Annotated in this window: 15 protein-coding genes; 4 read left to right on the top strand and 11 right to left on the bottom strand. The window is 44.3% G+C overall.

The window, feature by feature from the left end:
* Nucleotides 1–14 precede the first annotated feature (14 nt).
* From BHV73_RS05795 to BHV73_RS05775, 5 genes are all read right to left on the bottom strand, one after another.
* Entirely contained in the window at nt 15–1,856 is a 1,842-nt protein-coding gene (locus tag BHV73_RS05795) for a DUF4906 domain-containing protein (protein ID WP_164470625.1), read from the bottom strand.
* Nucleotides 1,853–4,612, bottom strand: coding sequence for a fibrobacter succinogenes major paralogous domain-containing protein (locus tag BHV73_RS05790; RefSeq protein WP_286737351.1), 2,760 nt, complete (start codon nt 4,610–4,612; stop codon nt 1,853–1,855). The genes BHV73_RS05795 and BHV73_RS05790 overlap by 4 nt, the downstream gene beginning before the upstream one ends.
* Before the next feature lie 420 nt (nt 4,613–5,032).
* Nucleotides 5,033–6,376, bottom strand: a complete 1,344-nt coding sequence (locus BHV73_RS05785) for a citrate/2-methylcitrate synthase (protein WP_087412643.1) — start codon at nt 6,374–6,376, stop codon at nt 5,033–5,035.
* Nucleotides 6,377–6,394: 18 nt separating this feature from the next.
* Nucleotides 6,395–7,543 (bottom strand): NADP-dependent isocitrate dehydrogenase, encoded by a 1,149-nt coding sequence (gene icd, locus BHV73_RS05780; RefSeq protein ID WP_087412642.1) that lies wholly within the window; start codon nt 7,541–7,543, stop codon nt 6,395–6,397.
* Between the two features lie 3 nt (nt 7,544–7,546).
* The gene (locus tag BHV73_RS05775) at nt 7,547–9,790 is read right to left on the bottom strand and encodes an aconitate hydratase (protein ID WP_087412641.1); all 2,244 of its coding nucleotides are present in this window, start codon (nt 9,788–9,790) and stop codon (nt 7,547–7,549) included.
* 135 nt (nt 9,791–9,925) lie between these two features.
* Here BHV73_RS05775 and BHV73_RS05770 point away from each other — a divergent pair, with 135 nt between their 5' ends.
* A complete protein-coding gene (locus tag BHV73_RS05770) occupies nt 9,926–11,821 on the top strand; it encodes an AAA domain-containing protein (RefSeq protein WP_087412640.1) in 1,896 nt (631 codons plus the stop codon).
* A gap of 64 nt (nt 11,822–11,885) precedes the next feature.
* On the opposite strand, the gene ilvC is transcribed toward BHV73_RS05770, so the two are convergent.
* From ilvC to ilvD, 5 genes are all read right to left on the bottom strand, one after another.
* Nucleotides 11,886–12,929, bottom strand: coding sequence for a ketol-acid reductoisomerase (gene ilvC, locus BHV73_RS05765; RefSeq protein ID WP_009123170.1), 1,044 nt, complete (start codon nt 12,927–12,929; stop codon nt 11,886–11,888).
* A gap of 51 nt (nt 12,930–12,980) precedes the next feature.
* Nucleotides 12,981–13,730, bottom strand: coding sequence for an acyl-[acyl-carrier-protein] thioesterase (locus BHV73_RS05760; protein ID WP_087412639.1), 750 nt, complete (start codon nt 13,728–13,730; stop codon nt 12,981–12,983).
* Nucleotides 13,730–14,290, bottom strand: a complete 561-nt coding sequence (gene ilvN / locus BHV73_RS05755) for an acetolactate synthase small subunit (RefSeq protein ID WP_009123168.1) — start codon at nt 14,288–14,290, stop codon at nt 13,730–13,732. Before ilvN ends, BHV73_RS05760 begins: the two co-directional genes overlap by 1 nt.
* A 126-nt stretch (nt 14,291–14,416) precedes the next feature.
* Nucleotides 14,417–16,111 (bottom strand): biosynthetic-type acetolactate synthase large subunit, encoded by a 1,695-nt coding sequence (ilvB, locus tag BHV73_RS05750; protein ID WP_087412638.1) that lies wholly within the window; start codon nt 16,109–16,111, stop codon nt 14,417–14,419.
* 37 nt (nt 16,112–16,148) lie between these two features.
* Complete coding sequence (gene ilvD / locus BHV73_RS05745) at nt 16,149–17,951, bottom strand: dihydroxy-acid dehydratase (protein WP_087412637.1); 1,803 nt, start codon at nt 17,949–17,951, stop codon at nt 16,149–16,151.
* A 502-nt stretch (nt 17,952–18,453) separates the two neighbouring features.
* Between ilvD and BHV73_RS05740 the strand changes: the two genes are divergently transcribed.
* Nucleotides 18,454–19,032 carry an FKBP-type peptidyl-prolyl cis-trans isomerase gene (locus BHV73_RS05740; protein ID WP_087412636.1) on the top strand — a complete coding sequence of 193 codons (579 nt, stop codon included), beginning with the start codon at nt 18,454–18,456 and terminating at the stop codon, nt 19,030–19,032.
* An 86-nt stretch (nt 19,033–19,118) separates the two neighbouring features.
* Here BHV73_RS05740 and BHV73_RS05735 read toward each other — a convergent pair whose 3' ends face one another.
* Complete coding sequence (locus BHV73_RS05735; protein WP_087412635.1) at nt 19,119–20,402, bottom strand: L-cysteine desulfidase family protein; 1,284 nt, start codon at nt 20,400–20,402, stop codon at nt 19,119–19,121.
* Nucleotides 20,403–20,571: 169 nt separating this feature from the next.
* Between BHV73_RS05735 and BHV73_RS05730 the strand changes: the two genes are divergently transcribed.
* Both BHV73_RS05730 and BHV73_RS05725 read left to right on the top strand, forming a co-directional pair.
* On the top strand, nt 20,572–21,711 hold the full coding sequence (locus BHV73_RS05730) for a PCMD domain-containing protein (RefSeq protein ID WP_087412634.1): 1,140 nt from the start codon (nt 20,572–20,574) through the stop codon (nt 21,709–21,711).
* An 8-nt stretch (nt 21,712–21,719) separates the two neighbouring features.
* Entirely contained in the window at nt 21,720–22,505 is a 786-nt protein-coding gene (locus tag BHV73_RS05725; protein WP_009123162.1) for a porin family protein, read from the top strand.
* Nucleotides 22,506–22,570 lie beyond the last annotated feature (65 nt).

The following is a 22,570-nucleotide window of genomic DNA, read 5'->3' as shown; positions in this document are numbered from 1 at the left end:
ATATTTTTATTAGGTTATGAAATGCTTTTCCCTAATTGGGTGACACTTACTTTAATCCGTTGAGTAACATGGCTTCCAACCGATCCGTCAGGGTCTCTTATTGTAACCAAGTATATAATACCCGTTCGCGGCGCAGAAGCTACATTGGGTAATATTTCAATATGTATCTTCCCGTCATCCACCGTTATACTTTCCGTATCATCCCTTACTGCTCCGGTGGAAGGACGGAGTTTTATCCAAGCCGGCGGATTATCACTACCCTTCTCCACAAAGGCTGAAAGACAATAATAATTCATTTCATGCACGGCAACATCCGTATTTCCGGTCGGCATATATTTCAAGGTCATTCCCCCTGCCGGAAGGGCATCCCTTTGTCTGATATGAACGGATTTTACAAGATTACCCAACTTAAGCGTTATATATGCGTTATCTCTTCTCACACCTTGATAGTATTGGGTATCTTCATACCATTTTAACCAATTGGAAACATATACTTCCACTGCCGTTTTACGCGGATCGGTTGTTTCTTGATTCACGATAGGTATAAGCCCGTCAATCGGTTTTCTCAAGCCGAATACACCGCCGGCCAGCATATTCTCATTATCACGAATTGTTTTTGCCTCCGGAAAATCAGTTTTACAATCAGTGATAAACTCGAAGGCCTCATGGTCTTTATTCTCATCCGTATAGGCAATGAACACAGAATTGCTTACTCCCAAATAGTAATCGTTATTGGCAACTACCTCATACGTATTACTATCATCTATCAAGATGCTATAATCAATATCGACATTGGATGCTTTCGATGCCTTGGCATCCGCTACCGTATCATATCCCGGTCCGTTCACTGTATTAATTGTGAATGCATAAGCATGATTACGCAGTATATCCAGCATATGTTTGCCGCTACCGATCAATGCCATTTTATAATAGTAATCTTTACCTTCGTAAGTCCCTTGAAGAATGAGATAAGTATTATTTTGCATACCTGACTCGTACAAATAAACAGGACTGTTTTCCGTATGTTGCCAATCGTTAACCGTTTCCGGCGTTATCAAAGGAGCCGAGTAGCCGGCATCAGCTCTGTATTCGGTCAGATTAGAAGTATTGTCCATTATAGAATTTCCCCAATTATGAAGTTGCCCTTGTCGGGGAACATTGACCACTGCGGTAATTCCTTTCAGTTCAAAATTAACGGCCTTATTGGTAACTGTCATTTTAGCGATAGAACGAACAAGCAATAACGGACTTCCGTCAGCATTGCCTATTTGGGTCGTATTATCCACTCGGTCTACTTCCAGTAAATAGCTCATCGGAATAGTTGCGCCACTATAATTAAACGGCATAACCGCAAGCGCAGGAGTTATCAATGGTTCTGTCAGCAGATTCTCACAAACCTCAGACAAGGTCACAACACCCGGCTTCATCTTTCCTAACAGTTTTTCCATATTAAACTCATAACCGTTCACCGCATCACCATAATAAAACTCCACCTGGGGATTAGCCAATATCAATAGTTGATATTTACTATCATCAGCTTGTTTCGTCAGGAGTACATATCTTTTCTTTATCATCTCAAAAGCTTGTACTACTTCTATCAGCCGGGCATTTCCGCCTGCTCCCTTAAACACAAATACCCACGGGGTTTTGCCAACGGTTTCCTCATCTTCCAATCCTCTTGTCGCCGGAAGTCGATATGAGTTGACACGGGTAAAGATTTCAATCTGTACCTTTTCTTCCGCAACTGTCTCCCCTTCCGGGTTCTCCACCAAAAGCGTCTCATGTTCACATGATGCCGTCAGCATGAGAAAAGTCAAACTGAACAAACGGATTATATGTATTATAACTTTCTTCATCTTTTTACACATCGAATTGAATGAGCAAACTGATTTATAACCGATTTGGCCTGGGTAGCCACATAATTGAACTCCATAGTCCAAATATTAGCATAAGGCGTACCTATCGTATTACCTTCATTATCTTTTCCCACCCATCCCGGAGCTACCGAAGAAGACCAGTAATAACCTGTTTCACCGGCAAACTCCAAACTGCCGTCATCATGCCATCTTCTTCCTGCCGATGGAAAAAACAATGACGCATCAGTTGCCGAATTGACGATAAGCGTTCCGCCATAAGCCGCATCTGCACTATTCAGAGCCACTCCCTTATATCGGGTAACAGTACCGTTCGCCCTATCCAGCCCATCTATCATTGCTTCCGTTTTTATAGGACGTCTGTCAAAAAAACCATCCGCATAGAATCCATACATCACTTCATTCAGGATTTTAGGGACGTACAGTTCCGTCTTTACAGTCGGATCGATAGGCTGATATACAGTCGTAGGGCTTCCGTCTCCCTTCATCGGCTCATTAAACAAAGACATTCTCCATTCGGACTGATACACTTGATCGTAGCCAAAACTATTAGTTGCGATTTTATTTATCGGACCATCTGTGGGGCGATAATACCCCGGAGGGCATATTTCCAACGAATCTTTATACTTGAATCCTGTAGCAGGATCCCAAAGAGGCGGACTATCCGTATAGAATTTCGGCCAATCGGGTATGCTCCAACCGGATGATACGTTCTTATTCGTAGGATGATAGGCTCTATTAGCCAATCGGGTATGTCCTTTGGCAAGCCCCCATTGAAAATGTGCGCCGGCTTGAGTGGGATAATCCACAAACGCCACTTCATTTCCGAGATTGGATATATCGACTCCATACCATTCGGCAATACTGCCCGGGTTGTTTTTATATGCTTTAGCCGTCAAGTTATATGGAGAAAACTTTCTTCCGAAAGAACTCCCCGAACTTCCGCTTCGCATCAGATAATCCGGAGCCTCCCCCTGACGTACATAGACTTTAGTCTTGTAGGTAAGAAAGTTTCCACTATCGTCATTACCCTCATAGGTAAGTTCTACGACTCCGTATCTCGGTTTATCGATATCGGTATTCCTGCTTTTGAGTCCTATCCGGAAATAAATTCTCCCTTTTCCATGTACAAAGTCTCCGGTTTCACCTCTATATTCATTGGGAATAACCGGATATTTCTCCGGGTCGCCCGGTAGAGCCGTACCTATACCCGGATCAAAACTGGGTGTAGAGCTCAATACAATAAAATCCTTATAAGCGTCAGGAACTTTTGCCGTCCACTGATGCCAATATGTATATCTCAGGCCGCTAATCACTCTCTCTCCCGTTTCATTATTCTTATAGAAAGCGCCTACATAAGGCTGGGACCAGGGATATTTCTCCGAGTTTGCAATAAAATCAAAGCGTTTCCTCTCTTGCTTTACATGTACGGTAACAGTCTTTAAAAGCTTATTCTTTCCATCATAATCTTCCGCAGCCATCAACGTTATTTCATAAGTTTCCTCCCCTATTTCATTAGGCCAGTCCAACAGAATGTCCATATAACCTGCTCCCGTTTGAGGATTGTATAAGAATCTCTCGTCATTATTCACATTCCAACTTTGAGATGCCAATGCATTAAATACTACATTCGTATCTTCCTGCCGATTGGAGCTTCTCACTTTTACGGTTTCCAGAACTCTCACTACCGGCATATTTGACCAAAATGAAATACGTGCCCCATTAAAATCGGTTATGCTGACTTCCGTATGCGAAACATTCAACATCCTATTTCCCGCTATCTCCCAATCATTGGCGATGTAATCCCATTCGGAGGCTTTTATATTCACTTCAAGCGGTTCCTTGATAATCGCTGTCAAATCCAGTTTGGTATTGAGCGGCAATCTGTAATCAAGTGGTTCTTTACTAATCTTCAACTCACAAGAAGGGCTGTAATTGTCCCCCATATCAATAATAAAGTTCACAGCCTTTCCCTTATCATCCTGTTCCATCAGTCCACTGGAAGGCAGTATGATACGATTCACTTTCTTAGCCCAATTGGCTCCCTCTGTAACAGGTACAGCATCCGAAAAATAATTTCCATCTTCATTTTTAGTAAATGCGCGTATTACTGTCCGTTCAATTGCAGGACCGCTATATCCGGCAGTGAGAGGAACTGAATTCGGTACATTACTGAAAATGATACCATTAAATGTTTCATCGAAATTATCTGCAGATTCCACTGTAACATCGACCCGCACTCCAAGTCTGTCAAGAGCCAGTTCCAATACGGAAAATTCCGTTCCATCACTCAACCGGATTCCTTTTCTACCGGACAAGACAGTTACATTTTTAAGTTCCTGTATCATTGGAATTATCTGTTCCGAAGAGAAATACTCCGCTGGATAAGCAATCCTATCCAAATCAGCATATTTCTCAATACCGTTCAAGGTATTCACAATATCCTGATGTAAAGGCTCGTTTACCAAAAATACAAAATCGTAGACTCCCGGAGAAACCGCATGATGAACGATATCACCCAACCATGCATTATAACGAATATTAGTAGTAAGATTACCTGTGGAACGTTCAAAGGATAAGATACGGAGAAAACGGACTACATTATCATCCGCTTCACCCGAATGTGTAGTATTCATAAGTTCCATCCCTCTCACAGAAATAGATGAGACGTCTATACCATGAGTATGTATTTCATCTATGCAGGAGGACAAAGCCGCCAGCAATAAAATGAATATCACACTCTTATTTATTATAGATTTCTGTACCATCATAGTTCAACATATTTTGTGACATGAGACCAACTCGAATCTCATATCACAAATATCGTTGAATTAAAGAAGAGAATGAATTATATCCATTTCTGATATAGACAATGGAAATATGGATAGACAACTAATTATACTATTACCGCAAGAAGATGTCTTGAATATAGAAAAGAACAGATAGCAAATAGGAAATATTGCATTATCTGCACCAATCGGAAACAAAAGTTTTGATAATCGAAACCGAAGGCTTATAATTTACAAACAAAATACACTAACTTTCCGCCTTATACTTTCTACGGGGAACTTGTCAATTATACCACTGACAAATTCCCCGTAGGAAAAAAGAAATGAAATACATAACCATCTTCAAATGATTACGAACACTGTTATTCTCTAACGTTTCTTGATAGGAATATAAGTCACATCATCCAATACATTCTTGTACGCCGGGCGGATGATACGTTTACCCTCGAAGTTCAGTTCCTCATTGCGGTGTGCACACCAACCTACGATACGAGCCATAGCAAACAGCGGTGTAAAGATTTCCTGCGGCAAACCAATCATCTCATATACAAAGCCGGAATAGAAATCAACATTGCTCGAAACGGTCTTTCCGTTATTCTTCACACGTCCAAAGACTTCGATAGCACGTTCTTCCAGCAGTTCCAGGAACGCGAACTCACGTTCCTTGCCTTTCTCGCGAGCAAGGTCGCGGGCAAGTTCCTTCAACAGTATGGCACGCGGATCGGAAATGGTATAAACGGCATGACCGATACCATATATCAGCCCCGTCTTGTTGTAAACCTCCTTGTTCAACATACGGGTAAAGTAAGTATCAATCTCATCCACATTTGTCCAATCCTGAATGTTCTCCTGCAAATGGTGGAACATATCGGCAACCTGAATATTGGCACCGCCGTGAAGCGGCCCTTTCAAAGAACCGATACCCGCTGCAATAGAAGAATAAGTATCCGTTCCGGTAGAAGAAGTTACACGTACAGTAAATGTAGAGTTGTTACCGCCGCCATGCTCTGCCTGCAACACCAGCAACAGGTCGAGAGTACGAGCATCCAGTTCCGTATAATCCTTTTTCAGCATATACAAGAAGTTTTCTGCGAGAGAAAGATTTTCCTGTGGATGACGGATGTGCAACGAACGACCATGAGTGGCATGGCGAAGCATATTGAAGGCGTAGGCTATGATAGTTGGGAACTTTGAAATCAGTTCGATGCTTTGGCGCATCAGGTTATCTCGGGAAGTATCATCGGCATTCGGGTCGAAACGATACATCTCAAGCACACTACGTGCCAGAATGTTCATAATATTGTTTCCCTCGAGTTCAATGATATTCATCTTCGTTTTCTGTTCCAACGGCATATTATCGTTTATCAGTTCGCGAAAGGAAATCAACTCTTCCTTATCGGGAAGACGACCGGAAAGCAACAGATAGGCTACCTCTTCAAAGCCAAAACGTTTTTCTTTAAGAATGGCATGCGCCAAATCCTCAAGGTCGTAACCACGATAGAATAATTTACCCGGAATAGGCTTTAACCCACCGCCCGGAATACGTTCGTAGCCTACTACATCACCAATTTTGGTCAATCCGACCAATACCCCCGTTCCATCCTCATTACGCAAGCCGCGTTTTACATCAAACTTCTTGAACAGTTCGTTCTCAATCCTGGTCGCTTCTTTCAGGTCCTCAGAGAGCTTGTAAATCAAATATTCCTTCTTCATAATTATGTATGTTTTATATTATTTTTCGATTCTTTCCACAATTTCCCGTGTAAAAGCAGATGTAGACAATGAGACACCACCCTGCATAAAGCGAGCTAAATCGGCAGTGGCACGACCTTCCGTAAAACTATTCTCCAATGCTTTCTCTATTAGCAAAGCCGCTTCTTTCCAGCCCAGATGTTCAAGCATCATCACCGCTGAAAGAATGATAGAACATGGATTTACAACATCTTTTCCGGCAATATTTGGAGCCGTACCATGAGTAGCTTCAAAAATAGCGTGACCTGTCTTATAATTGATATTGGCGCCCGGAGCGATACCGATACCGCCCACCATGGCAGCCAGTTGGTCGGAAACGTAATCGCCGTTCAGGTTCAGTGTTGCAATGACCGAGTATTCTTCGGGAATAAGCAGCGTATTCTGCAAAAAGGCATCAGCTATACAATCTTTGATAACAAGACGCCCGTCCTCTATTTCTTTGCCAAATTCACGTTCCGCCACTTCGTACCCCCATTTCTTGAAACCGCCTTCGGTGAATTTCATAATGTTGCCTTTGTGCACCAATGTCACAGAAGGCAGATTTTTTTCGAGTGCGTACAGGCAAGCTGCGCGTACCAACCGCTCCGTACCTTCTTTAGACACAGGTTTTACACCAAAAGAAGAAGTTTCGGGAAAACGTACTTTAGTCACACCCATTTCATCATGCAAGAAACGGTAGAACTTATCGGCTTCCAGTGTTCCGGCTTCCCATTCGATACCTGCATAAATATCTTCCGTATTCTCACGAAATACACACATATTTACCTTCTGCGGTTCTTTCACCGGAGAGACTACGCCTTTATACCAACGCACAGGACGCAAACAAACATACAAATCGAGCGTTTGGCGTAATGCCACGTTCAGCGAACGGATGCCTCCGCCGATAGGGGTAGTCAGCGGACCTTTAATACCAACCTTATAAGTTCGGAATGCTTCCATCGTTTCTTCCGGTAACCAGGAACCTGTTTCATTAAATGCCCGCTCACCCGCCAACACTTCTTTCCATTCGATACTCCGGCTGTCTCCATAAGCTTTTTTCAGAGCTGTATTCACAACAGCCTGCATAGACGGGGTTATCTCCGCCCCTACTCCGTCACCTGTAATAAAAGGTACAGTAATCTTTTCCATATTCTATCGTGCATTTAATGCAGAACCGGCACGAAACCAGCCTATCTGCTGTTCATTATACGTATGTTGTACTTCAAAACTTTCTTGACTTCCGTCCTCGTGACGGAGTACCACCGTCAAGTTGCGTTCCGGAGCAAAATCTTTCAAGCCCACAACAGACAGTAAATCATGCTCCTGAATCTTATCATAATCCGCCTTATCGATAAAAGTCAGTGCCAGCATGCCTTGTTTCTTCAAATTCGTCTCGTGAATACGCGCGAAGCTTTTAGCCAAGATAGTACGTACATTCAGAAAACGAGGTTCCATAGCAGCATGCTCACGACTGGAACCCTCACCATAGTTTTCTTCGGCAACGACAATGGAAGGAATCCCTTCCGATTTATACAATTTAGCCGTACCGGAAACTGTTCCGTATGTGTTTGTAGAGCGGTTCCATACTTTATTTGTTTCTCCATTGAAAGCATTGACGGCACCCATTAACATATTATCCGAGATATTCTCCAAGTGTCCGCGAAAACGGAGCCACGGACCTGCCATTGATATATGATCGGTAGTACACTTGCCCTGCGTCTTAATCAACAGAGGCATATTCAGTAAGTCTGCGCCATCCCAGGCAGGGAAAGGAGTAAGGAGTTGTAAGCGCTGTGACTGAGGCTCTACCACAATATCCGCCTTTACATTGGAAGGTGCGGTATATCCCTCACTTCCTGCCGTAAACCCCTTTGGAGGCAGTTCTTCGCCTACGGGTTCGGAGAGCTTAACCCTTTCACCGTCGGCATTCACCAATGTATCTTTCAGCGGATTAAAACACAAATCCCCGGCAATGGTCAATGCCATGGTCAGTTCGGGAGAGGCTACAAACGCATATGTATTCGGATTACCGTCCGCCCGTTTGGCAAAATTCCGATTGAAAGAAGTTACGATAGAATTCTTGCGGGTAGGATCATCAGTCACACGCTTCCACTGTCCGATACAAGGTCCGCAGGCATTTGCCATAATTGTAGCGCCTATTTTTTCAAAAGCGTCAATCATACCGTCACGCTCTGCTGTCGCACGTATGCGTTCCGAACCCGGATTGACAATCAAAGGAGCGGCCACATGTAAATGTTTCGCCGTTACCTGACGCGCCAAAGATACCGCACGACTCAAATCCTGATAAGATGAATTGGTACAGGAACCAATGAGCCCCACTTCCATCTTACGAGGATAACCGTTCTTTAAAACTTTCTCGGAAAATTCAGAAATAGGCGTAGCCGCATCCGGAGTAAACGGTCCGTTGATATAAGGTTCCAATGTAGAAAGGTCTATGTCGATAATACGGTCATAGTACTTCTCCGGATTTGCAACCACCTCGTCATCGGCACGAAGCCCTGCGGCAACGGCAGTAGCCATATCCGCCACTTCCGCACGTCCGGTAGCTTTCAGATAAGCAGTCATACGCTCGTCATAAGGAAAAAGAGAGGTAGTGGCACCTACTTCCGCACCCATATTACAAATCGTAGCCTTTCCGGTAGCCGAAAGCGAAGCGGTACCCGGCCCGAAATATTCGATAATGGCATTCGTTCCGCCTTTGACTGTCAGAATTCCCGCCAACTTCAGAATAACATCTTTAGGAGCCGCCCATCCGTTTAATGTTCCTGTAAGACGGACACCGATCAAGCGGGGCATTTTCAGTTCCCATTCCATACCGGTCATTACATCCACCGCATCAGCACCGCCTACACCGATAGCCACCATACCCAAACCGCCGGCATTCGGAGTATGAGAATCGGTACCTACCATCATACCACCGGGAAAAGCATAGTTTTCCAACACAACTTGATGAATGATACCTGCTCCGGGTTGCCAGAAACCGATACCGTAACGGGAAGAAACATCCCGAAGGAACTTATACACTTCCTCGTTCGTTTTGGTTGCAGTGGCAATATCTTCTTTTGCCCCTTTGTAAGCCTGAATCAAATGGTCACAATGTACGGTCGAAGGAACCGCCGCCTCATCACGACCGGCATTCATAAACTGCAATAAAGCCATCTGCGCAGTTGCATCCTGCATAGCCACACGGTCGGGACGAAAGTTTACATAGTCTTCGCCGCGTTTATAGTTCTTCACATGCTGCTCATCATACAAATGAGCATACAAAATTTTTTCCGCTAAAGTCAACGGACGTTGCAATATAGTCCGAATACGTTCTATTTTCCTCTCATAAAGTGCATAAAACATTTTGAGCATTGTTAAATCATATACCATAACCACTCTTATTTTTTAGTTTTTCAATATTGTAAAGATTACAAATTAATATAATAAACAAATTAAAATAAGGAAAAGTTTAACAAAATAAAGCATTTCTTCCCCTAAAGACTGAGATTTATTACCTTTGCAGATATGAAAGAACAAGATACAAACAGTCCCATTATACATCTCCAACGGCAGCAGCTCCTGCTACGTATGGAATACGAATACGAAAAAGAAGAATTCAAACGACAAACAGAGAATATGGGTGTCGCCCGAAAAATCAAACGGGGACTTTGCTGGTATCCTGCCTCACCGGGTCGAAGTTACTATAATTCGTTGAATCAATTAGTAATAGAAATTACACATATCGAGAATACCGATATAGAACATAACTTTGAATTCGGACGTCCCGTCTGTTTCTTCCGCCAATCCGCCGATGGAAAAATCACTTACTTTAATTTTACAGCCACCGTCAGTTATGCAGACGAGGCACACATGGTAGTGATTATGCCCGGTGCGGGAACTATCATGGATATACAATCCGCCGATAATCTCGGAGTTCAGCTTTATTTCGACGAAACCTCTTACCGCACGATGTTCGAAGCGCTGGAAGATGTCCTTCGTGCAAAAGGCAATCGTCTTGCAGAATTGCGGGATATTCTGTTGGGTACGGTCAGAGCCGGATTCCGTGAACTTTACCCGGAACGTTTCCCTTGGTTGAATTCTACTCAAGAAACTGCCGTAAACAAAGTATTATGCGCTCGCGATACAGCCATCGTACACGGTCCCCCGGGAACAGGAAAAACCACTACGCTTGTAGAAGCTATCTACGAAACTCTACATCGTGAACCTCAAGTATTGGTATGCGCCCAAAGCAATATGGCTGTCGATTGGATTTCCGAAAAGTTGGTGGACAGAGGCGTAAACGTTCTACGAATCGGCAGCCCCACACGTGTCAATGACAAAATGCTGTCTTTTACGTACGAACGCCGTTTTGAAAACCATCCGCTTTATCCTGAATTATGGAGTATCCGTAAAGAACTACGGCAATTGGGCGGTAAAGCCCGCCACGGCAGTTACGATGAACGCGAAGGAATACGCAGCCGCATGAGCCGTCTGCGCGACCGTGCCACAACACTGGAAATACAAATCAATGCCGAACTGTTCGATAGCGCCCATGTCATCGCTTCTACGCTTGTAAGCAGCAATCATCGCCTTTTAAACGGGCGCCGTTTCGGTACACTGTTCATTGATGAAGCCGCCCAGGCTTTGGAAGCCGCTTGTTGGATAGCCATCCGTAAGGCAGACCGGGTAGTGTTGGCAGGAGACCACTGCCAGCTCCCTCCTACCATCAAATGTTATGAAGCCGCACGTAGTGGACTGGAACAAACTTTAATGGAAAAGGTGGTAGCCAACAAACCGTCTGTCGTATCTTTACTGAAAGTGCAGTATCGCATGCATGAGGATATCATGCGTTTCTCCTCAGATTGGTTTTATGACGAAGCACTGGAAGCGGCTCCCGAAATACGCCACCGGGGAATATTAGATTGGGACACACCCATTACTTGGCTTGACACCTCCGAAATGGATTTCAAGGAAGAATTTGTCGGAGAAACATTCGGACGTATCAACAAAGAGGAAGCCCACTTATTACTAAAAGAACTGGAAGCTTACATTCAACGAATAGGCGGTAGCCGCATTCTCGAGGAGCGAATCGACTTCGGACTAATCTCGCCCTACAAGGCACAAGTACAATACTTGCGGGGAAAAATAAAAAGTAGCGCTTCATTACGTCCTTACCGCAGTTTGATAACAGTCAATACCGTTGACGGGTTTCAAGGGCAGGAACGTGACGTTATCTTTATCAGTTTGGTACGTGCCAATGAAGAAGGACAAATCGGTTTCCTGAACGATTTACGCAGAATGAATGTAGCAATAACAAGGGCGCGCATGAAGTTGGTTATCCTGGGAGAAGTAACGACGCTAAGCCACCACACTTTCTATAAGAGGCTGCTTGAATATGTAAGAACTATTAATGACAAGTAATGAAAAAACCTCTCTCAACATAAATTGAAAGAGGTTTTTATTATTCTCTGATTTATATCAGGAATCAGTTATTTTCCGGACGGAGTTTACGAACCGTTACAGCAGTCTGCCACATTTCACTTTCACGCAACGCTTTTAGTTCTTCGTTCAGTTTCTCACGATAATCAGGCTTAGAGTTACTGTCGATAGAAATCTGAGCTTCGTTACCGGACTTAACGCTCTGATACAATTTCTGTACAACCGGTTTGATAGCATCGTGGAACGGAGTCATCCAATCCAACGCACCGCGTTGAGCTGTAGTAGAACAGTTGGCGTACATCCAGTCCATACCGTTCTTTGCAAACAACGGCATCAATGACTGAGTCAGTTCTTCAACCGTTTCATTGAAAGCTTCCGACGGAGTATGGCCGTTTTCACGCAAAACCTCGTATTGAGCCAACAGTAATCCCTGGATAGCGCCCATCAAAGAGCCGCGTTCACCTGTCAAGTCTGAAGTAGCTTCACGGATGAAAGTAGTTTCAAACAAATAACCGGAACCGATACCGATACCCAACGCAAGCGTTCTGTCCAAAGCCTTGCCGGTAGCATCCTGATAGATAGCGTAAGAAGAATTCAAGCCGCGGCCTTCGAGGAACATTGTACGCAATGACGTACCCGAACCTTTAGGAGCAACCATGATAACATCGATATCCGTAGGAGGAACTACACCGGTACGATCGCTCCATGTAATAGCGAAACCATGAGAGAAGTAAAGAGCCTTTCCGGGTGTCAGGAACGGTTTCATGGTAGGCCATACGGACATTACGGCTGCATCAGACAAAAGACACATAATAATAGTACCTTTTTGGCAAGCATCTTCAATGCTGAACAGAGTTTCACCCGGAACCCATCCGTCTGCAACAGCTTTTTCATAAGTCTTACCCTGACGCTGGCCTACGATTACATTGAAACCATTGTCGCGCAGGTTACAAGCCTGACCGGGACCTTGTACACCGTAACCGATAACTGCGATTGTTTCATCCTTTAAAATCTCACGTGCTTTTTCCAAAGGAAATTCTTCGCGGGTCATTACATTTTCAATAACACCGCCAAAATTCAATTGTGCCATTTTTTGTTTTAATTTTTATTTATGGCTTACGCCAACTAATTGATTAATAAATTATTTTCCTACAAATATCACTTTAGAACGACAAACCACTTCGTTACCATTCTTTCTAACTTCCACATCATACGTGCCGTCACCGACATAATCCTTATAAAAAGTAAGCTCGTCATCGTAATAACTCTCGGCTACATACGCCATTTCAAAACGACGGATACGGCTCTCCTTATACAACTCTATCGGAAATAAATCAAGAATATGCTCGATATAACGGATGCTGTTTACGTGCCCGTTAATATCAATATCGCTATATCTGGCATTCAGGGAAGAAGCCGGTTCCATAGAAGTCACTTTTATGCGCGAAGGTTTTTCGATGGGGCAAGGTTCGTCGCACACATAGTCCACGATACTGCCGCCATGCAAAGCCAGCAAATCGGCAGGCTTACGGGTATTGAGACTAATCATCGCCCATACGGAACGAGCATACCCTATTTTCTTTCCATCTTTATTGATAATGGCAAAGTTACGGTCGGTAAAGAGGCGGTATACATTCTCCACCCAAGTCTGGATAGAGAAATCCTCGTATTGATACGGCATCTCGTCCAACTCGATAGCCAAACGCGACAGCACCCACGTATAATTATCCTCATTCAAGGTTGCGATACCGAAACCGCGTTCCGTAGCATGAAACCCTGCACAATTCAACAGATGGTTACCAAGCACACCCATTGTCAGGCGCCCGGTAAAGTCCACATGAAACGGTTCCGCAACAAACCTATAAGTTCCTATTTTGTTATTCTCACTCATTATTCTTGTTGTTCTTTACTCCGGCGATATTTCGCTTCACGATCCGCCAAATATTCATTTACACGTTCAAAGCAACTTGTTGTGATAGCCACACGGCCGGAACGTACAAACTGGAGCACACACTCCAACGCACGCAGCTCCTCATAGAGATTGGTTATCTCTTCACTCATGCCGTTCTTCTCTACAATAGAGAATACGGAATTTACCTCCACGATACGCGCATTGTATTTACGGATAATTTTAGATACTTCCGGCTTCTCCTCCAAGGTGGGAGTCGTTATCTTGTAAAGCGCGATCTCATGCTGATAGATTTCATCATCCGTAAAATAGTGCGCCTGCAGCACATCTATCTTTTTGGTGATTTGTTTTGTCACCTTCTCGATAGTATCCTTGTCCGTCCAAGCTGTAATGGTATATTTATGTACCCCCTTGATGGAGGATGCCGAAACGTTCAAACTCTCGATATTGATTTGTCGACGGGTAAATACCGCCGTTACCTGATTCAGCAAACCTGCAAAGTTCTCCGAATGAACGATAATTGTATATAATGTCTTGTCCATACCTTTTTTAATTAAGAATGAAAAATGAAGAATTACATTTTGTATATATCTCCTTAATGAAGAATGTAGAATAAAAGAGAAACATCCCGGAATTCTTCATTCTTAATTCTCAATTCTTCATTTATATTAGCATTCCAGCAACATCTGATTCACAGAGCCACCCGGAGGTGTCATCGGCATAACATTTCCTTCTTCTTCTACGCAAGCTTCCAACAGGAACGGGCCGTCTGCCGCAATCATCTCATCAATGGCTTTCATCAGCTCTTCGCGGGTAAATACCCGACGTGCCGGAATTTCGTATGCGGAAGCGATCTTCATATAGTCAGGGTTTATCATTGGAGTAAATGAATAACGGTGATTGAAGAACATAGCCTGCCATTGACGAACATTACCGAGGAAGTTATTGTTCAGCAAAATCATCTTAACGGGAGCTTTCTGCTCCATTACCGTACCCAGTTCCTGCAAGTTCATCTGCAAACCGCCATCACCCATAAAGACGCAAACCGTACGGTCGGGGCGTCCGAAAGTTGCACCGATAGCGGCAGGAAGACCGAAGCCCATTGTGCCCAAACCACCGGAAGTGACAATACTGCGTTCCCTGCTATATTTAAAATAACGAGCGGACATCATCTGGTTCTGGCCTACATCCGTTACCAAAACAGCCTCGTTATTCGTGGCCTCACTAACGGCACGCACTACTTCTCCCATGCTCAATGTATCACCTGTCGGATGCAGCTCGGGACGGATTACTTTCTCCTCCTCCATCTGTTCGTAGGGCAGGAAACTTTCCAACCACTCTTTATGTTCGGCAGGTTTCAGCAATTCGGTTACTGCGGCAAGAGTATCTTTACAGTCACCCAATACAGCCACATCCGTTTTTACATTCTTATCTATCTCCGCAGGATCGATATCGAAATGAATTACTTTTGCTTGTGACGCATAAGTAGATATTTTACCCGTAACACGGTCATCAAAGCGCATACCCACCGCAATCAGCACATCGCATTTATTGGTATTGATATTCGGACCCAGATTACCGTGCATGCCCAACATACCTTTATTCAATGGATGGTCCGTAGGTAATGCGGAAAGTCCCAGCAAAGTGCAACCGGCAGGCATACCCGCTTTTTCAATGAAAGCGCGTAATTCGTTCTGCGCATTGCCGAGCTCTACACCTTGTCCCACCAACACCAACGGACGCTCCGCCTCATTTATCAAATCTGCAGCCTGTTGTATGGCTTCCTGTTCCATTTCGGGTACCGGAAGATAACTGCGTACATAATCCACTTTGGTAGGAGTATATTCCGTCTTATCCACTTGGGCATTTTTGGCAAAGTCCAGTACAACCGGACCGGGACGTCCGCTCTGTGCAATATAGAAAGCGCGGGCCACAGCCCATGCAACGTCTTCCGCACGACGAATCTGGTAACTCCACTTCGTGATAGGTTGTGTAATGCCTACCAAATCCACCTCTTGAAAGGCGTCTGTTCCGAGAAATCCCGTAGCGACCTGTCCGGCAATGACAACGATCGGTGTACTGTCTATCATGGCATCCGCAATACCTGTAATGGTATTTGTTGCGCCCGGACCGCTGGTGACCAGACATACGCCGACCTCACCCGATACACGTGCAAAGCCTTGTGCTGCATGAGTAGCCCCCTGTTCATGGCGAACAAGGATATGATTCAGATTCTCTCGGTGGTCGTATAAGGCATCGAATACCGGCATGATGCTGCCACCCGGATAACCGAAAATGGTCTTTACTCCCTGATGTTCCAGAGAGCGCATCAACGCTTCTGCGCCTGTTATTAAGTTTTCCATATCTATTTATTATTGTTTTCGGGCACGGATTCCTAAATTATTCTATCAGCCTTACAGCCCCTTTATCTGCCGAACTTACCATACTGGCATACGCTTTCAACGCTTTCGACACTTGGCGGTCTCGGGTTACCGGTGTCATAGGACGGGCAGCCAACTCTTCATCCGTCAGCTTCACATTAATAGAGCGGTTCGGTATATCTATTTCGATGATGTCACCGTCCTGAATCTTACCGATATTACCACCCGCAGCAGCTTCAGGAGAGATATGTCCGATGCTCAGCCCGGAAGTACCGCCACTAAAGCGTCCGTCGGTAATCAACGCGCACTCCTTACCTAAATGACGGGATTTGATATAAGAAGTAGGATAAAGCATTTCCTGCATACCCGGACCGCCTTTCGGACCTTCATGAGTGATAACGACAACATCGCCGCTGACAACCTTTCCACCCAAAATACCGTCACAGGCAGCTTCCTGTGAATCAAAAACTTTGGCAGGACCGGTAAACTTCCATATACTTTCGTCCACTCCGGCAGTCTTGACCACGCAACCGTCCTGCGCTATATTTCCTTTCAGTACAGCCAATCCGCCGTCCTTGCTATAAGCATGCTGCAGGTCACGGATACAACCTTCGGCACGGTCTGTGTCCAATTCCTTATAATAAGCATCCTGCGAACCGAGTACCAGATTGAACTTTCCGGCAGCGGCACTGGAATATTTCTTGATTGCTTCCTTACAAACATTCAGGCCGGTGATGCAATACCGGTCTATTTCCTCAGCCAACGTCATTCCGTCTACACGGCGTACATTCGTATCCACCAAGCCGCCTTTGGCAAGTTCGCCCATAATGGCAACGATACCGCCTGCACGATTTACATCCTGTACATGATATTTCTGGGTATTGGGAGCTACTTTACACAAGCAAGGAGTCTTACGAGACAACATATCGATATCATCCATTGTGAAATCCGCTCCGGCTTCATGGGCTACCGCCAGCAAATGAAGCACCGTATTGGTAGAACCGCCCATTGCAATATCCAATGTCATGGCATTCAGAAAAGCTTCACGAGTGGCAATGCTGCGGGGAAGTACGCTTTCATCTCCTTCCTCGTAATACTTATAAGCGTTTTCAACAATCAGTTTGGCGGCATCTTTAAACAGTTCCTTACGATTTTCATGAGTAGCCACAATCGTACCATTACCCGGAAGCGCCAACCCGATAGCTTCGTTCAGACAGTTCATGGAATTGGCGGTAAACATACCCGAGCAACATCCGCAAGTGGGACAAGCGTGCTGTTCAATCTTGGCAACCTCATTGTCACTCACGCTCTCATCAGCCGACTTAATCATAGCATCAATCAAATCGAGGTGCTGTCCGTTCCATTCTCCGGCTTCCATAGGACCTCCGGAAACGAATACCGTAGGGATGTTCAGCCTCATCGCAGCCATGAGCATACCCGGAGTAATCTTGTCGCAATTGCTGATGCAGACCATGGCATCCGCCTTATGCGCATTCACCATATACTCCACACTATCGGCTATAATATCGCGTGAAGGCAATGAATACAGCATACCGTCATGCCCCATCGCAATACCGTCATCAATGGCAATCGTATTGAATTCGGCGGCAAAGCAACCTTGCTTTTCTATCTCTGCCTTTACAAACTGGCCTATTTCATGCAGATGCACATGCCCCGGTACAAACTGGGTAAAAGAATTGACTATCGCGATTATGGGCTTACCCATCTGTTCTTTCTTCATACCGTTGGCTACCCACAATGCGCGGGCACCTGCCATACGGCGACCTTGTGTACTGAACGAACTGCGTAACTGATGTTTCATCTTATCTGTCTCCTTTTATGAAAAAAGCCTTTCTCACCGTAATGAGAAAGGCTTATTATAAATATCTTTACCGTACGAATACATACACAACCTTTCTCACGCTCTTGATGCCACCACCACGACGCGAATAATATGCAGGACTGCCAGGTTAATAGATGTATGCAAATTCATAACTAAAGTATCTTTATTGTTCTTTTATTTGTTATTTCATATAAATATGCTGCAAAGGTAAGTGCTTTTTTATAAACTCCAAACAAATTGAAGAAAAAAAAGATATAAACATGAATAATCGTAAGGAAACCGTGCCTTAAAATCTTATTTTATCACTTATTAGTTTCAGATAAAACCATTCGGACGCTTTCAGAGGAAGGTATGAATCAATTACAAAGCACTTAATAATCTGAAAATTACCGGGACGCTTCCCCCTCTCGAAGCAAAATATTCGTATCTTTGCACACTGTAAAGACAAAAACAGTATTTACCAATAGAAATAACAAAATTAATGGAAACAGTAGAAAACAAGTACATCACCTTAGCATATAAGTTGTACACAATCGAAAACGGAGAAAAAGAATTCACAGAAGAAGCTCCTGCAGAACATCCGTTTCAATTCATCTCCGGTTTAGGCCTGACATTGGAGTCTTTCGAGAACCAAGTGAAAGATTTGAAGAAAGGCGACAAGTTCGACTTTACAATCAAAGCCGAAGAGGCTTACGGCGAATATGACGACGAGCACGTTATCGATCTCCCGAAGAATATTTTCGAGATAGAAGGTAAGTTCGATAGCGAACGTGTAGTAGAAGGCGCTGTAATTCCTTTGATGACCTCAGAAGGTCAACGCATCAACGGAAGTGTAGTAGAAGTAAAAGACGATGTAGTAGTAATGGACATGAATCATCCCTTGGCAGGTTGCGACTTGAACTTTGTAGGTGAAATCACAGAAAACCGTCCGGCTACCAACGATGAATTGTCAGAAATGGCACGCATGATGAGTGGCGGCGGATGCAGTGGCGGATGCGACTGTGGAGACTGCGGCGGCGGATGCGGCGACCATGAATGTGGAGACGGATGCGGCCATTGATAAATTGAGAATTGAGAATTAAAAATTGAGAAATAAATGCTGCGCTATATGCTGCATAGTATTTCTCAATTTTTAATTCTCAATTCTCAATTTTTATTCGTCATTATCTCCAATACCAGTCTATCCGTTTCATCCATTCCTTTAGAACCTATCTTTGTCAGGTTACGGATACTTTGGTCTACATCTTCATCAATAATTCCTTCAACGGAAGTGACACAACGATTTTCCATTGCCATGATGGCGGAAAGAACGGCGGTAGAAACACCGGTAGTTACTTTCAAAGCGCAACTGGGCTTGGCGCCGTCACAAATCATTCCGGTAAGGTTGGCAATCATATTCTGAACAGCAAAGGCTACCTGTTCGTAAGTACCGCCCATCAGCCAGGTAATACCGCAACTGGAGCCTGTGGCAGCTACCACGCAACCGCACAGGGCGGACAGGCGTCCCAGACTTTGTTTGATATAAATCACGGTCAGATGACTAAGCATCAGGGCGCGAATCAGTTCTTCTTCCGATTTACCGTTCTCCTCGGCATAGACAAGAACGGGTAATGTAGCGGAGATACCCTGATTTCCACTTCCCGAATTACTCATTACCGGTATCATGGCACCTGCCATACGGGCATCGCATGCACCGGACGTATACGAGAGGATATGGGAGAACACGCTATCACCCAATATCTTATGTTCATAAGTACCACGCAGCATCCTGCCCAGTCCGTGACCGTAATTCCCGTCGAAAGACCGTTCGGCAGCGGCTTTATTCAAACGGGCAGTCTCGAGAATGAAGCGAATTTCGTCCAATGGAGCATTCATGGCAAAGTCGTACACTTTTCTCAAGGTCAAATCTACGGTTTGCTCTTCCGTCTCTCCGCAACTTGTATTTTGCTTGTTTAAAAAGACATCATCGTTACGGGCTATATATATAAAGGTGGTATGACCTCCGGCTATAATGGCGGTAGCCTTGTTACCCGCTGCCTCGCAACAGACTTCGATATAGAGTTTCTCCGTGATATCCTCTTTCAGGGATATATTGATACGCTTTTCACCGATAAACCGCTTTCCCTCGTTCACGGCATCAGGGTTACTGTCTTTCAGCACTTCCAGTTGATATTCCGATTTACCGATTAACGCTCCCAAAGCTACGGCGATAGGCAACCCGATCATGCCCGTACCGGGAATCCCGACACCCATTGCGTTTTTCAGAATATTGGCGCTCAACAGGACATCTATCTTTTCCGGCTTTGCGCCCAAGGTTTCGGTTGCTTTTGCCACACATAAAGCAACGGCGATAGGTTCCGTACATCCAATGGCAGGAACTACCTCACGCTGCACCAAGGCAATAATCTGTTTCCTTTCTGTTTCAGTCATATTATAGACATATATTTTATTCGATATTTATGCAAAGATAGACGGAATAACAAATAAATAACAGACTTTATCGCACTTTTTTCATCTTGAATCTGTTATTACAAAATAATAGCGTATTTTTGCAACTCACTAAACTATATCAAATTATCAACTTTCAAAAAAGAAGTATATGAACTTTAAGAAGTGGACTACTGCCCTCATGCTTGCCTTAGCCGTCTCGTCCTGTATACAGGATGAAGCGCTTAACTCCGAAGCAGCCATTGATGCCTGTACGGGCGCGGATGTACAATTAGCTCACATCAACAGTGACTCGAAAGAAATAAATATATATGTGCACAAAGGAGCGAATTTATCGAAACAACAACTGTCGTTTACATTGCCTGCCGGTGCGACGCTCAGCGCAGACCAACATTATCCGGACGACATAATGAATACCTATGACTTCAGCAACGAGTCGCGCTCACGTACCTTTACCGTAACTTCCGAAGACGGCGAATGGCACTCTACTTATACCGTAAAGATTATACCGACCGAGGTTCCCGGTTCTTTTCATTTTGAGGAATTACTTCCATCGAACAATACCGAATACGATATTCTTTATGAGTTCGAACCCGGAACTTCAACCAGCGTGTCACGCGTTCTGCAATGGTCAAGCGGCAACCCCGGTTTCAAACTAACCAGCATGGCCGACGGCCGTACCGGTTATCCTACCCAGCAAATCACCGATGGCTATCGCGGCAAAGGATTAAAGCTGACAACCTGCGACACCGGCAGTTTCGGTGCCATGGTGAAAATGTATATCGCGGCAGGGAACCTGTTTATCGGTTCTTTCGACCTGGCGAATGCTTTAAAAGACCCATTACGCGCCACTAAATTCGGTATACAATATTATAAGCGTCCCGTATCTTTAAAAGGCTACTATAAGTTCAAAGCCGGAGAGGTTTATACCGATGAAGGCGTCGTCCAGAAAGACAAAAAAGACCGTTTCGATATTTATGCCATACTATATGAAGCTGATGATAACACTTTCATGCTGGATGGCGGTAACAGCTTAGATTTGACTTCCGGCAAACTCGTGTCTATCGCCCGTATCAAAGAAGCAGATGCTAAAGAAACCGATACATGGACAGCATTCGACTTGCCTTTTGAAGCGGTAAACGGTAAAAGTATCGATACCGGCAAATTGCAGAATGGTAAATACAAATTAAGTATTGTCCTTTCTTCCAGCGTAGACGGCGCTTACTTCAAAGGAGCTGTTGGCAGTACATTGTATGTAGACGAATTAGAACTTATAAGCCAAGACAACTAATATACAGTATGAAAAAGTATCATTTTATTTGCATCATAGCCGTTCTGCTGGCAATGGTTACCGGCGTACAGGCACAAGAAGAAAGAAACAAAAGTCTTATCAACTCCTATCTGCATGGTTGGGAATACGGTATAAAGGCCGGATTCAACATCGGCGGTACATCCCCCATCCCTCTGCCTAAAGAGATACGTAAAATAGACAGTTACGCACCGGGTATAGCCATTGCCATCGAGGGTAATGCCACCAAGTGGTTTGACAAAGACAAGAAGTGGGGACTTACATTAGGCCTGCGGTTAGAGAATAAAAATATGACTACCGAAGCCACCGTAAAGAACTACGGTATGAAAATCATCAACACCAACGGTGGAGAATTGGCAGGTCTTTGGACAGGCGGTGTCAAGACCAAAGTGAAGAACTCTTATCTGACGATTCCTATTTTGGCAAACTACCATATCAGCAAACGCTGGATATTGTCCGCCGGTCCCTATTTCTCCTATCTGCTGGAAGGTAACTTCTCCGGACACGTTTACGAAGGACATCTGCGTACTCCCGACCAAACAGGTTCAAAAGTGGAATTCACAGGTGAAAGTATTGCGACTTATGACTTCTCCAATGATTTAAGAAAATTTCAATGGGGCTTACAACTCGGTGGAGAATGGAAAGCATTCAAACACCTTACCGTCCATGCCGACCTGACATGGGGATTGAATAATATCTTCCAGAAAGATTTTGATACGATAACGTTTAACATGTACCCCATTTATCTGAATTTAGGATTCGGATATGCATTCTAAACAAGAATTTCTTATTTTCCTCATTACTCGTCACTTTTCATAATAACATATTTTAAAAAGGAATT

Source organism: Bacteroides sp. 44_46, from assembly GCF_001915465.1.
GTDB classification, from domain to species: Bacteria; Bacteroidota; Bacteroidia; order Bacteroidales; family Bacteroidaceae; genus Bacteroides; species Bacteroides clarus.
Note: the sequence above shows the minus strand (reverse complement) of the source record. Positions and strands in the feature narration are given on the sequence as shown.

Coding starts and splice junctions, on each gene's coding strand:
- ilvN (WP_009123168.1), bottom strand. CDS start 14,290: ATGGACAAGACATTATATACAATTATCGTTCATTCGGAGAACTTTGCA.
- ilvD (WP_087412637.1), bottom strand. CDS start 17,951: ATGAAACATCAGTTACGCAGTTCGTTCAGTACACAAGGTCGCCGTATG.
- BHV73_RS05740 (WP_087412636.1), top strand. CDS start 18,454: ATGGAAACAGTAGAAAACAAGTACATCACCTTAGCATATAAGTTGTAC.
- BHV73_RS05785 (WP_087412643.1), bottom strand. CDS start 6,376: ATGAAGAAGGAATATTTGATTTACAAGCTCTCTGAGGACCTGAAAGAA.
- BHV73_RS05770 (WP_087412640.1), top strand. CDS start 9,926: ATGAAAGAACAAGATACAAACAGTCCCATTATACATCTCCAACGGCAG.
- BHV73_RS05730 (WP_087412634.1), top strand. CDS start 20,572: ATGAACTTTAAGAAGTGGACTACTGCCCTCATGCTTGCCTTAGCCGTC.
- icd (WP_087412642.1), bottom strand. CDS start 7,543: ATGGAAAAGATTACTGTACCTTTTATTACAGGTGACGGAGTAGGGGCG.
- ilvC (WP_009123170.1), bottom strand. CDS start 12,929: ATGGCACAATTGAATTTTGGCGGTGTTATTGAAAATGTAATGACCCGC.
- ilvB (WP_087412638.1), bottom strand. CDS start 16,111: ATGGAAAACTTAATAACAGGCGCAGAAGCGTTGATGCGCTCTCTGGAA.
- BHV73_RS05735 (WP_087412635.1), bottom strand. CDS start 20,402: ATGACTGAAACAGAAAGGAAACAGATTATTGCCTTGGTGCAGCGTGAG.
- BHV73_RS05795 (WP_164470625.1), bottom strand. CDS start 1,856: ATGAAGAAAGTTATAATACATATAATCCGTTTGTTCAGTTTGACTTTT.
- BHV73_RS05725 (WP_009123162.1), top strand. CDS start 21,720: ATGAAAAAGTATCATTTTATTTGCATCATAGCCGTTCTGCTGGCAATG.
- BHV73_RS05760 (WP_087412639.1), bottom strand. CDS start 13,730: ATGAGTGAGAATAACAAAATAGGAACTTATAGGTTTGTTGCGGAACCG.
- BHV73_RS05775 (WP_087412641.1), bottom strand. CDS start 9,790: ATGGTATATGATTTAACAATGCTCAAAATGTTTTATGCACTTTATGAG.